Origin of the sequence: Lichenihabitans sp. Uapishka_5 (genome assembly GCF_033947565.1) — a bacterium.
In the GTDB taxonomy this organism is placed as follows: domain Bacteria; phylum Pseudomonadota; class Alphaproteobacteria; order Rhizobiales; family Beijerinckiaceae; genus Lichenihabitans.
The window spans coordinates 1-12,350 of sequence record NZ_JARPVX010000097.1; the positions used below are offsets into that span (position 1 = coordinate 1).

The 12,350-nt window shown below is 65.7% G+C and carries 11 protein-coding genes and 1 pseudogene; 4 read left to right on the plus strand and 8 right to left on the minus strand.

Features of this window, described 5'->3' with window-relative positions; translation table 11 throughout:
- The first annotated feature begins 305 nt into the window (after positions 1-305).
- Both P7D22_RS20195 and P7D22_RS20200 read left to right on the plus strand, forming a co-directional pair.
- The gene (locus tag P7D22_RS20195; protein ID WP_319936061.1) at positions 306-1,298 is read left to right on the plus strand and encodes a dihydroxyacetone kinase subunit DhaK; all 993 of its coding nucleotides are present in this window, start codon (positions 306-308) and stop codon (positions 1,296-1,298) included.
- Between the two features lie 2 nt (positions 1,299-1,300).
- The gene (locus P7D22_RS20200) at positions 1,301-1,903 is read left to right on the plus strand and encodes a dihydroxyacetone kinase subunit L (RefSeq protein ID WP_319936062.1); all 603 of its coding nucleotides are present in this window, start codon (positions 1,301-1,303) and stop codon (positions 1,901-1,903) included.
- Positions 1,904-2,062: 159 nt separating this feature from the next.
- On the opposite strand, the gene P7D22_RS20205 is transcribed toward P7D22_RS20200, so the two are convergent.
- From P7D22_RS20205 to P7D22_RS20235, 7 genes are all read right to left on the minus strand, one after another.
- Complete coding sequence (locus P7D22_RS20205) at positions 2,063-3,574, minus strand: FGGY-family carbohydrate kinase (RefSeq protein WP_319936063.1); 1,512 nt, start codon at positions 3,572-3,574, stop codon at positions 2,063-2,065.
- A gap of 4 nt (positions 3,575-3,578) precedes the next feature.
- Complete coding sequence (locus P7D22_RS20210; protein WP_319936064.1) at positions 3,579-4,706, minus strand: M42 family metallopeptidase; 1,128 nt, start codon at positions 4,704-4,706, stop codon at positions 3,579-3,581.
- Positions 4,707-4,726: 20 nt separating this feature from the next.
- On the minus strand, positions 4,727-5,527 hold the full coding sequence (locus P7D22_RS20215; RefSeq protein WP_319936065.1) for a BtpA/SgcQ family protein: 801 nt from the start codon (positions 5,525-5,527) through the stop codon (positions 4,727-4,729).
- A gap of 25 nt (positions 5,528-5,552) precedes the next feature.
- A complete protein-coding gene (locus tag P7D22_RS20220) occupies positions 5,553-6,596 on the minus strand; it encodes an ABC transporter permease (protein ID WP_319936066.1) in 1,044 nt (347 codons plus the stop codon).
- Positions 6,596-8,092 (minus strand): sugar ABC transporter ATP-binding protein, encoded by a 1,497-nt coding sequence (locus P7D22_RS20225; RefSeq protein ID WP_319936067.1) that lies wholly within the window; start codon positions 8,090-8,092, stop codon positions 6,596-6,598. Before P7D22_RS20225 ends, P7D22_RS20220 begins: the two co-directional genes overlap by 1 nt.
- Positions 8,093-8,167: 75 nt before the next feature.
- Entirely contained in the window at positions 8,168-9,160 is a 993-nt protein-coding gene (locus tag P7D22_RS20230) for an autoinducer 2 ABC transporter substrate-binding protein (RefSeq protein ID WP_319936068.1), read from the minus strand.
- 123 nt (positions 9,161-9,283) lie between these two features.
- On the minus strand, positions 9,284-10,252 hold the full coding sequence (locus P7D22_RS20235; protein WP_319936069.1) for an ABC transporter permease: 969 nt from the start codon (positions 10,250-10,252) through the stop codon (positions 9,284-9,286).
- Between the two features lie 197 nt (positions 10,253-10,449).
- Between P7D22_RS20235 and P7D22_RS20240 the strand changes: the two are divergent.
- Both P7D22_RS20240 and P7D22_RS20245 read left to right on the plus strand, forming a co-directional pair.
- Positions 10,450-10,854 (plus strand): annotated as a pseudogene (locus P7D22_RS20240) (SDR family NAD(P)-dependent oxidoreductase); the annotation flags it as partial.
- Positions 10,855-10,927: 73 nt separating this feature from the next.
- Entirely contained in the window at positions 10,928-11,194 is a 267-nt protein-coding gene (locus P7D22_RS20245; protein ID WP_319936070.1) for an SDR family NAD(P)-dependent oxidoreductase, read from the plus strand.
- A 9-nt stretch (positions 11,195-11,203) separates the two neighbouring features.
- Here the strand turns inward: P7D22_RS20245 and P7D22_RS20250 are convergent, their stop codons facing one another.
- A complete protein-coding gene (locus P7D22_RS20250; RefSeq protein WP_319936071.1) occupies positions 11,204-12,238 on the minus strand; it encodes a Gfo/Idh/MocA family protein in 1,035 nt (344 codons plus the stop codon).
- Positions 12,239-12,350 lie beyond the last annotated feature (112 nt).

Consider the following 12,350-nt stretch of genomic DNA (forward strand, 5'->3'; position numbering starts at 1 on the left):
ATCGAGCCCTAACCCGCAAGCTCCAAAACTGTCCACTGAATCGGGTCAATCCCAGACATCGACGCTGACCGTCAGTCCGTGCAGCCACGTCAGCGGTCGCGATCAACCCGGTCAAGGTAAATAGCAATCCAAACACCGTTGCTGGACTTTCTGCGAGATGCACGTCGGGCCGATAAGCCAAGCTCACATGGGCGAGGAACGCAAGGCGTGCCTTCCGTTTGCGAATAAGCGAACTCCGGGTACAACGGCTGGTGACTGACAGCGCAATCATCAGTGCCGTCGTGCTGGTCGGGGGAAGACGAGCCTTGAAGAAACTGCTGAATCAGCCTGACGACTACGTCGATGAGATGCTGGAGGGCATGATCGCTGCGCATCCCGCCATCTACGCCCAGCCGGTTCCGCGCGTTGTCACCCGCGCAGGCGGCATCACCCCGGGCAAGGTCGGCATCGTGACGGGCGGCGGCTCGGGCCACATGCCCCTTTTCACAGGCTACGTGGGCAAGGGCTTGCTTGATGCTTGTGCAGTCGGCCAGGTCTTCGCCAGTCCGTCGTCGGACCAGATGTCGGAGGCGATGCGGCAGGCCAGCGGCGGCGGCGGTATCCTTCGCCTTTACGGCAATTACGGCGGCGACGTCATGAATTTCGACATGGCCGGCGAGATGCTGGAGATGGAGGACATCGCCTCCACGACGGTGCTGCTTGCCGACGACGTCGCTTCGGCCGAGCCGGGCGAGCGGGAGAAACGGCGCGGCGTCGCGGGCATGATCTACGCCTTCAAGATCGCGGGCGCCAAGGCCGAGGAGATGGCTTATCTCGAGAACGTGACCGCCACGGCCCAGAAGGCCGCTGACGCTTGCCGCTCCATCGGCATGGCTTTGTTGCCCTGCACGGTGCCGCAAGCCGGCAAGCCCACGTTCACGCTCGGCGAAAACGAGATGGAAATGGGTATGGGCATTCATGGCGAGCCGGGCATCTGGCGCGCCGACATCAAGCCCGCCGATGCGGTGACAGACGAGATGGTGGACCGGCTTCTGGCCGACATGCCGATCGGGCGCGGCGAACGCGTGTCGCTGCTCGTGAACTCGCTTGGCGCGACGCCGCTCGAGGAGCTTTATATTGTCTACCGGCGCGCCAAGGCGCGGCTCGATAATGCGGGTATCACAATCGTCATGCCGCTGGTCGGCCGTTACGCAACCTCCATGGAAATGACGGGTGCAACGCTGACGATGTGCCGACTTGACGGGGAACTCGAGCGCCTGTTGAAGGCGCCGGCGCACTGCGCCTACTGGACGGTGTGACGATGACAAACATCACAAGCGACACGCTGCGGATCGGGCTCGAACGTATTGCCATGGCAGCGGAAGGCTTTGCGCCCGAGTTGAACGCAGCCGACGGCGCGCTCGGGGATGGCGATCTCGGGATTACGGTTTCGAAGGGCTTCATGGAGGCAAAGAACAGCGCATTGCCCGCCGATGTCGGCTTGGCCTTTATGGAATGCGCAAAGGCTTTCCAGCGCGTGTCGTCGTCCTCCTACGGCACGCTTGTCGCCACTGCCTTTATGTCGGCCGCCAAGGCCTGCAAGGGCCGGGAGGCGGTGCCCGCCGACGAGGTGCCGGCGCTGCTGAAGGGCGCGCTCGACGCCATGATGGCGCGGGGCAAGGGCCAGCTCGGCGACAAGACCGTGCTCGACAGCCTCGCGGCCGTAGAAGCGGCCCTGTGCGACGCCCCCGAAGGGGAAATGCACGCCACCGCGGTTGACACCGCGAAACGCACGCTCGAGGAGTTCCGGCAGAAGCCCAACAAGCTCGGCCGCGCGCGCAGCTATGGCGAGCGGAGCGTCGGGCTTGCGGACCCTGGCCAGCTCGCGCTTCTTCGGATCGTCGAGGGGTTAGCGGTAGGTTGAAACTAAACGCAATTCCTCCATTACGGATGAAGCGCAGCGAAGATCCGGAACCGAGGAGCCTTGTGGATCAAATGGAAAGTACATTGGTTCTGAATTCGGCTGCGCTGACCCGGAAAAAGAGCTAAAAAGCTGCCCCGCGGTGTCGGTCAAGGCAATTATTCAGGTTTGCGCCGTCGACCCCTCCCAAAGCGCCCGCATGTACCCCTTGGTTTGCGTATAGAGATCTAAGTAGATCGCGTGATCGCGGTCATAAACGGCTTTGTTGAAAGCCTGCGGAACGACCGTCCGGACCACCGGATTGATGCGATCGACGTCGTCTCGCGCCATTAGCCCGACCCCTATGCCTGCCAGGAACGCCGACCCCAGTGCGGCGCCGGTTGTGTGGCGGCGGACCCGCTGAGACACGCCGCCGATGTCCGACACCGCCTGCATCCACATAGCGTTTTGAACTCCGCCTCCGACCGCATAAACGGCCTTGGCCCGGCAAGCCTCGGCAAAAGTGTCAAGGTTGTGCCGCACCGCGTGCCCGATGCCCTCGATAGTGGCCCGATACAGATCCGCCCGTGTATGGGCGAGCGTCAGACCGAACACCATGCCGCGTGCCGTGGGATCGTTAACCGGCGTACGTTCACCGCTGAAGAACGGAAGCACGATAAGGCCGTTCGCGCCCGGCGGGCTTCGCTCGGCCGCCGATGCGAGATCCGCGAAGACTGCGTCGGTATCGGGAAGGTCGAAGATCTTGCTACGCCACCATTGCGTGAGGGCGCCGCTCGTGGCGAGGCCGCCCATCACGCTCCAGGTATTGGGAAACAGGTAAGGCCCTGCCCAGGTGCGCGGGTCGGCCTGGGCGGCGGGCACGACCTCGATGAAAAAGACGGTGGTGCCGTACATGATCATCAGGTCGCCGGGCCGGCACACGCCGACGCTTAGGGCCTCGCTGGCGGCATCGACGGTGCCGGCCACCACGGGCGTGCCGACGGCCAAGCCCGTCTCGGTCGCGGCGGCGGCGCTGACGGTGCCGATCACGTCGCTGCTCCAGGCCAGCTCTGGCAGCCATTCGGGCGGGCAGATCGGCCGCGTCATCTCGGGGTTCCAGCGACGCTCATAAAGGTCGTAGCAAGGCGTGAAGCAGGACGCCGTGTAGTGATCGATCACCCAGCAGCCGGTCAGGCGGTGCGTGAGATAGGTCGAGCAGGTGACGATCTTATGCGTGCGGGCGAACACATCGGGCTCGTGACGCGCGAGCCAGCGGATCTTGGGGCCGACAGACTGGGTCGTGAGTGCATTGCCGCATCGCGCGAAGATGGCGGCCGCCCCCAGTTCGGCATTGAGCTCGTCGATCTCCTGCCGAGCGCGCGTGTCGACGCCATAAAGCACCGCCGGGCGGAGCGGCCGTCCCGCGGCATCGACCGGCAGCATGCAGGGGCCGATGCCGCTGCATCCGATGGCCGCGATGGTCTCCGGCAAAACGCCGCTTTCCGCCAGCAGCGCGCGACTGAGCTCGCAAAATGCGGCCCACCAGTCTGCCTCGGCATCGTGCTCGGCGCGGCCGGGTCCAGGAACGCGCATCTCGTGCCGGCGCTGTGCTGTCGCAACGATTGTACCGGTCTCGTCGAGCAGCACGCCCTTGCTCGAATAGCTACCGACATCGATGCCGAGCAGGAAGCGCATCGGATCAGGCGCGGCGCGCGAAGGAGAAGCCGGCCGGCATGGCCGCGAGGGCCGCATGCAGCCAAGCCGTGAGACCCACGAGGTCGCGCAGATCGCACATCTCGACAGGTGTGTGGGTGTAGCGGGTGGCGTAGCCGACGTCGACGGACGGGATACCCTCGCCGACGAGCTGCACGTAAGACGAATCCGTGAGTGCGCCCGTATGGGCACTGCGTTGGAGGGTGAGGCCTGCAGCGGTGCCGGCCCCCTCAAGCACACGCACCCAGGCGGGATGCGCTAGAGTGCCGTTGAGCGTGCCCCGGCCATGGAAGCTGTAAAGACCGAGCGCCGGCCCGCCACCAAGGCGTAACTCACCGCGCTCGGCGAGGTCGGGCGTGTCGGAGGCCACCATGATGTCGATCGACACGGCCGCATCGGGCCGGAGGCGCGCTGCCGCCACCATGGCGCCACGCAGGTTGAACTCCTCCTGCACGCTGAAAACGGCCTGCAGTGTAGACGGCACTGGCCGCTCGACGACCGCGCGAACAACATCCATCAGCACGGCGCAGCCCGCCCGGTCGTCGATTGCGGTGCCGCAGATCCGGTGCGGGCCGAGGCGCTGGAAGCGCGGTCGGTAGGTCACGGGCGCGCCGATCTCGATCCCGAGCGCCCGCACGGCCGCCGCGCTCTCGGCCCCGACGTCGAGGCGCAGCTTGTCAGCCGTCAGCACCACGCCCTTCTCCTCGGGCGGCGTCGCGTGATGGGCCTTGACGCAAACGAGACCCGGCACGGCCTCGCCACGTGCGTTTGTGACGACAATCTCGAGGCCGGGCAGCACGCGTTCGGGCACGCCGCCGAGCCGCTCGACACGGAGGAAGCCGTCGGGCTCGATGCGGCGCACCACGAGGCCGAGCTGGTCGGTGTGGGCAAAAACCATGATCTTGGGCGCACCGGGATCGGAACCCGGCACGGTGACCGTGAGGTTGCCGAGCACATCGATGTGCTGGTTGGGCGCGAGCGGTTTGAGTTCGTCGGCGATGACGGTGCTCACCGGGTCCTCGGCTCCAGACAGGCCGGGGATGCCGCAAAGCCGCTCCGTCCAGGCCGCGATGCGGTCCATATCGGGTTTGAGGCCGTCTCGGCTCTCGTCCATGGGCGTTCCCCTTTCGGCGCTCAGCGAACCGATCGCACCTTGGCCATGAAGGCCTTCACCCGTTCCGGGTCGACCAAGTTAGAGAAGTGGCCATCGATCTTGAAAGTCGTGCCGACCACCGCTCCATCAGCGACCGCCAATTGCCGCTCGATGTTGTCGATCCGACATCCCGTGTTGCAGAACACCATCGTGTCAGGCACCGCCGCTTTCACTTGGCTTAGCACCTGGGTGTCGGTTTCAGCCCCGGCCGTGAGGCCTGACACGCAGAGCGCATCGGGGCCGTTGTTGAACACCGTAGTGCGGGCGATGTCGACAGGTGTGCGGTTGCCGAGATAAGCGGCGGCTTCCGGCACGATGTTGTACAGCATGCGAAGGTCGGGAGCCAAGGCGGCCCGGTGCCGGGTCGTCTCGCCCACATTGGTGTTCCATAGTCCGAAGTCGCTCGCATAGACCCCGGTGATGATCTCGCGCATGAACAGCGCGCCGGTTGCGGTCGCGAGGTCGATGGAGGCGATCGGGTCCCACAACACGTTGACACCGAACGGGACCCGAATGTCGCGTCGGATCTCGCCGATGACGCGGGCCATGGCGGCCGTGGTTTCGGGCCTGACCTTGGTCAGGTAGGGCAGGCTGAACTCATTCGAGAACATGACCGCGTCGACGCCACCGTCCTGCAGGTGGCGCAGGTCGTGAAGTGCGAGGTCGACCACCTTGGCCATGCCACCGGCACGGTCGTAGGCCGGGTCGCCGGGCAGCGCTTGAAGATGGCACATCGCAATAATCGGCTTGGCGACCCTGAAGGTGTCCGTGAGCCAAGTCATGGTGTTCTCCCTCGTGGCGGGCGGCTCAGGCCGAAGCTTCCAGCGCCGTGACAGGTGCGATGACAGCGCGCAGTCGCGCCCGGTGCAGGTTATAGCGCTCGATAGCGATCGGCAGGCCGGTGCCGAGCAGGATCAGCGCGCCCACCACGAGGCGCTGCCAATAGGTCGGCACGCCTATAAGCAGCAGCGAGGAATTGATTATGGTGATGACCAGCACGCCGATGATCGTGCCCGATACCGTGCCGTGCCCGCCCGTAATGCGCGCCCCACCCAGCACCACGGCCGCGATGACGTTAAGTTCGCTGCCCACGAGGTCGAAAGGATTGGCGATGCGCATCAGCGTCACGTGGGTAACGCCCGCGAGCCCCGCGATGCCGCCCGCCAGCATGAAAATGGCGAGCTTGACGCGCCGCACGTTGATCCCGATGCGCTCTGCCGCCTCCTCCGAGCCGCCGAGCGCGTAGATCTTGCGGCCGAACATGGTGCCACTGAGGATCAGGGCCACGAGCGTAGCCACCAGGACCAAGTTAAGGAAGGCCATAGGCAGTTGCACGATGCGGCCGCTCGCGAGGTGGAATGCCAAGAGCGGCTGGCGCGAATAGGCCACCATCTCAGCCGGGATGGTGCCGTAATAGAGTGTACCCACGAAAGTGAGCAGCGCACCTCGGAACAGGCTGAGGGTGGCAAGCGTGACGATGAGGGTCGGCAGGCCCAGAAGACCGATAAGCAGGCCGTTGACGAGGCCGAGTGCCACCCCGATGGCGATGCCGATGGCGAAGATCGCCACCATGGGCGGGTGGATGCCGGACACGATCAGGAGCTTGGTCGTGGCGTAGAGCGAGAAGGCGCCGATGGCCGTGAACGACACGTCGATGCCCCCCGAGGCGAGCACGATCAGCACGCCGATGGCGAAGATGCCGGTGACGATGGAGTTGCGCAGCAGGTCGACGAGGTTCGGGGCGCTGAGGAACACCGGATTGATGATCGAGAACGCAATCGCCAGCACGATCCCTGTGGCCAGCATGATGCCCTGTGGCGAGGCGGCAAGGCGTGACAGGGTCCGGCGCATCAGGCGGCTTCCTTCGCGACCTCTGCCGCGATCTCGTGTTCGGTTGCCCGGTCGCCTGCGAGCGTCGCCGTGATGCGCCCGCCCGCCATCACCAGAATGCGGTCGCTAATCGCGAGCGCCTCGCCGATGTCGTCGGTCACCACCAGCACGGCCGTACCATTTGCCCGTAGGCCGACTAGCAGCTCGTGAATGTCGCGTTTCGAACCCACATCGACGCCGACGGTCGGGCTGTTCAGGATGATGAGCTTGGGGTTCCGCTCCATCCAGCGGGCCAGCACCACGCGCTGCTGGTTGCCGCCCGAGAGCTGCACCACCGGCGCCGCGACGTTCTGCAGCCGAATGCGTAGCCGCTCGACCGCGGCTTTGGCGCGGCGCGCCCCGGCAGCGACGTCGAGCCAGCCCCCACGCGTGTCGCGGTCGAGACTCGAGACCGTGATGTTGTCGCGGATCGGCTGGTCGAGGAACAAGCCTTCGGAGAGCCGATCTTCCGGCACATAGGCGATGCCGGCCGCCATGGCATCGCGCACGGAGCCGAAGCTGCGTGGCTGGCCCGCGACCCGGAGCGTGCCGCCGTCGGGTCGCGTTTCGCCGAACAGCGTGAGGGCCAGTTCGGTGCGTCCCGATCCCAGCAGGCCCACGATCGACACGATCTCGCCTGCGTGGAGGTCGAGGTCGACGTCGCGGTACTCGCCGATGCGGGTAAGCCCGCGCGCAGACAGAAAAGGCTCTCCGACAGCTGTCTCGTCGCGGGCCAAGCGCTGGCTCGAAACGTCGCGGCCTGTCATGGCGGTAACGAGGGCCGCGGGGGTGAAATCGGAGGCGGAGCCTGCAGCCGCGACACGGCCATCCCGAATCACCGTGACGGTGTCGCAGACTGTGAAGACCTCCTCGATCTTGTGGCTGACGAAAATGAACGATACGCCCTCGCGCTTCAATCCCGCGACGAGGCGCAGCAGGTTGTCGACCTCGTGTCGGGTCAGGGCCGTGGTGGGTTCGTCCATGACCACAATGCGCGCGTCATTGGCGAGGGCGCGGGCGATGGCGACCAACTGCTTCGCCGCTACAGGGAGCGTTTCGACCGGCTCGTCGAGGTCGAGGCTCACGCCCATACGCTCGAGCGTGGCGGCGGCAAGCCGGCGCCGCTCGCCCCGGTGCACGAGGCGATGGCGGTGGGCGGTCGCGCGCAAGAAGGTGACGTTCTCCACGACCGTCAGGTTGGGGAACAGCGAAAAGTCTTGGTAGATGACCGACAGGCCCGCCGCGATCACGGCGGCGGGGTCGGTGCCTGCAACGGGCTGGCCGAAGAGCCGGACCGTTCCAGCATTTGCGGCCACGACGCCCGACAGAATCTTGATCAGCGTCGACTTGCCCGACCCGTTCTCGCCCGCGAGGCAGCGCACCTCGCCGGAGCCGAGCTCGAAATCAACGTCCTGCAACACGCGCGCGGGCCCGTAGGACTTGTGGATGCCACGCATGGCGAGAACAGGATCAGGCAACAGGAAGCAATCGGAAGGCCGTTAAGCTGGGGAAAACCGGCCGCGCCCCTGTGGGGACGTGGCCGCCTTGGTGGATCAAAAGTTGAAGGTCGAAAGGTTGTCCTTGGTGCAATCGACCCAGGCCTGGCCCGTGATGACGTGGCCCTTCAGGCTCACCTTCTCGTAGCCCTCCTGGCCGAGATTCATGCCGTCCTCGACCTTCTTGCCGTCGAGCGCCATCACGGCGACTTTGTCCACCACATAGGCCGCCTTGGCGGGATCCCAGAACGAGATGGCCTTGATGGTGCCGCTCGAGATATAGGGGCCGGCGATCGACGGCAGGCTGGTGCCGACGACGTTCACCTGGGTGCCCAGGCCCGCATCCTCGACCGCAAGCGCGGCGCCGGCGACGTCGGTCGATGCGCTGCCCTGGATGCCCTTGAGGTTCGGGTGGGCCTGCAGGAGCTCCTTGGTCTTAGCGTAGGCGACCTGCTGATCCTCGAGGCTTTCCTGCTTGTCGGCCACGAGGGTCATCTTGGGATATTTCTCCTTCTGGCGCGCGATCGCGGCATCGACCCACTGATTGTGTGTCTTGGCCGTCAGGTGGCCCACGAAGACCGCATATTCGCCTTCCTCGCCCATGGCCTTGGCGAGGTTGTCCATCAGGTGCGCTCCGAAGGCCGAGTTGTCGAAGGCTTCGACGTCATAGGTGACGTTGGCGAGGTTCGAGCCCTCGTGGCCCACGACCACGATCTTGGCATCAAGCGCCTTCTTGAGTACCGGCTCCATCGACTCGGGCGAGTTCGGCACCACCGTGATGGCATCGACCTTCTTGGCGATCAGGTCCTGGACGATCTGGTTCTGCAGTGCCGCGTCGGCAGAGGCCGGCCCGACCTGGGTCGCGTTCTGCCCGGTGTCCTTGGCGAACATCTGCACGCCCTGGTCCATGCGGTTGAACCAAGCGACGCCGGCGATCTTCACCACCGTGGTGATATTGTACTTCTTGGACTGCGCCTGGCTCACGGCCGCGCCGCCGCCCAAAAGCGCCAGTGCCAGGCCGGCTGCGACGGCTTTATGCTTCAACGTCACGGTGATCCCTCCGAAATGCCCCGCTCTTCTGGCGAGTTGCGATGATTGCGCTGTCAGGCGGCGCTGCTGGATTTGTAGCGGCCAACTCTCCACCCGTAAACGGCCGTTCGGCCCTTGGCCGGATTATGCAGCCTTGCGGGACAGCCAGGTCGTGAGACGCACCTGTCCGGCCAGCACGCGCAACGACATGACGATGATGAGCAGCAGGCCGAAGAACAGGTCGCGCAGGAAAGCGCTGAACGACAGGAAATTCAGCCCGCTCGAGATGAACTGGAGCAGCAGCACCGCGAGCACGATTCCACCGACCGTTCCCGCACCGCCTGCCGGGTTGACGCCGGCCAGGATATTGATGAGCACCACCAGCAGCACGTAGGAGGTGCCGTAATCGGCGTAGGCCGAGTTGGCGTGGCCAAGGATGAGCAGCCCCGCCAGGGCCGAGACGATGCCGCTCGCGACATAGATCGTCATGATGAGGCGTCGCTCGGGAATCCCAGCGAACCGTGCCGCGACCGGGTTCGCGCCGTAGAGCCGGGCCTGCACGCCGGCGGGCGAATAGCGCAGCAGCAAGCCCATGGAGATCAAAACGGCAACAAAGACGATGAGGGGCACCGGCACGCCCCCCGGTGCCGCGTTAAGCGTGGTCGCATACCAGTCGGGCAGGCCTGTGACGGCGGGGCCACCCGTGATCACGATGCCGAGCCCGCCGATGCCCTGCATGGTGCCGAGCGTCGCCAGGATGGCCGGCAGCCGCAGGGTGCCGATCAGCACGCCATTGAGCAGGCCGCAGCCGATGCCGACGCAAAGTGCCAACGGCACCGCCAAACCCTCATGGCCGCTTTTCAAGAGCAGCGCCGCCACGATGGAGGACAGGTTGGCGATGCTGACCACCGACAGATCGATGCCGCCCGATAACATCGTGGGCAGGATCGCCAGGGCCAACAGGCCGAATTCGGGGAATTGGAAGGCCATGGAGCTCAGGCTCCCGCCCGACACGAAGCCCGGATTGGCGATGCCTATCCCGGCGAACACCAGCACCGTCAGCCCAAGCAAGGCCGCGAGGTAGGACCGCGTGCTGTCTTCCCGTTGCGCCAAAACCAGCCTCCTCGAACCCTTGATATAGGGTTTGTTTGGGCTGTCATTCTTGGCTGACAATCGCACAGGACGCCAGCGATGCCCGCAAACGAGCCGGGAACGCAACCAGTCCGATGGTTCCGGGTCTGATACTTCACCGATCGGCGATGTCTTCGAACCAGCCGACCATCCCTGAAGCTCATGCACGGAGACCCTCGATGTCCGATCAAGCCCCTCAGCCAACATTGTCCGGCAAGCTCGCGGTAATCACCGGTGGCGCGCGCGGCATCGGGGCGGGGTGCGCGTCCCACCTCGCCGCTGCCGGAGCCCGTGTGGTGCTCCTGGACCGCGCACCCGCCGACGACATGCCGTCGCACCAGCATTTCGCCCGCTGCGACGTCGCCGACGAGGACGCCGTCGTGACGGCCTTCGCCTGGATCGCGCAGGCGCTCGGGCCTGTCGATATCCTGATCAACGGCGCCGGGCTCGCGGTGCGCGCTCCCGCCCTCGAGATGCGGGCTGCCGATTTCGCCCATGTGGTCGGGGTCAACCTCACGGGCGCCTTTTTGTGTGCCCGCGAGGCGGCGCGCCAAATGCGCGAACGCGGCGGCACGATCGTCAGCATCGCTTCCGTCATGGGATTCTCGGGCGGGCTGTTCCCCAACGCCGCCTATCAGGCCAGCAAGGGGGGGGCTGGTGAACCTCACGCGCGCGCTGGCGGTGGAATGGGCCCCGCTCGGCATCCGGGTGAACGCGGTGGCGCCGACCTATGTCGAGACGGACCTGACGCGCGGCCTGCTGGCCGACCCGGTCGCCACCGGGCGCGTCATCGACGCCACGCCGATGCGCCGCTTCGCCACCGTGGACGAAGTGGCCGATGCCGTATTGTTCTTGGCCGGTCCCGGGTCTGGCATGACAACCGGACATACCTTGCCGGTCGACGGCGGCTTCCTGGCGGTTTGAAGCCAGGCGTTAGAAGACCTCCGGCGTCACGAGGCTCCCACCGGCCGCAGCCGAGCGGTAGGACGCCTCGACCAAAGCAAACGTTTTCAAGTTGTCGCGTCCCGACGTCGCCGGCTCCGCGCCACCATCGAGGCAATCGAGCCAATGGCGCTGGGTTGCGACCACGCTGTCCTGGATCAAGACCCATTGCGGGCTCATCCAGGCGGACGCGTGCGGCGCCACCACCTCACGGGTCGTACCCTCCGGGGTTGTGACAGTGAGGTGGAACTCGCGGTCGAGCCGGATCGAGCCTTGCCGCCCGTCGACGTGGAGAAGCGTCTGCGGGAACGGGTCGGGCGTCTGACGGCTAGCGTAGGTGACGTCTACGATGCTGGTCGCGCCACCGCGATGGCCAAGCATCACGGTGGCCATGTCCTCGCCCTTGATGCCCGGGCGGACGGACTGGCTGCGGCACGCCACCGTCTCGGCTTCGCCCATGAAGACGCGGGCGATGTCGAGCACGTGGATGGCGAGATCGAGCAGGACAAAACGCTCCACCTCCGCGAGATAGGGCTGGCCGGCGTAGATGTCATAGCCGGTACGGAACGAGAACTGGCCCCAAACGGCCTCGCCGATCACCCCCGAGCGCAGCACGTCTGCGGCTCGACTCAGAGGCGCCTGGAAGCGGAAGTTCTCATGCACCATCAGCGGGCGCCCGGCCCGATCCATCGTGGCCACAAGGGCGGAGGCGTCCGCCCAATCCGGCGCGAGCGGCTTCTGCACCACGGTCGCGACGCCGCGGCGCGCGCAGGCCTCAACAAGCGCGCGATGCGAGGGCGCCGTTGTGACGATGTCGACGAAATCGAGCGTCTCGCGCGCCAGCAACTCCTCGATGTTGGTGTACACGTTGGGAATTCCGAACGCGTCCGCTGCGGCCTGGGCCTTGCCGCCGTCGATGTCGCACACTGCCCGGATCGCACAGCGCTCCTTCAACTCGCCCCAGCCATGAAGGTGGTTGTGGGCGAAGAAGCCGCAGCCGACGATGGCACCATTCCAGGACGTCATTGTTCCTCCTTGGATCGGACGGATCGCGCCGCTATCTCGTACTGTACCTCGACGGGTTAGGCCGTGTGGACGGAATGTGCGTAGTTCAGAGACAGTGGATTCCCACGGAGCC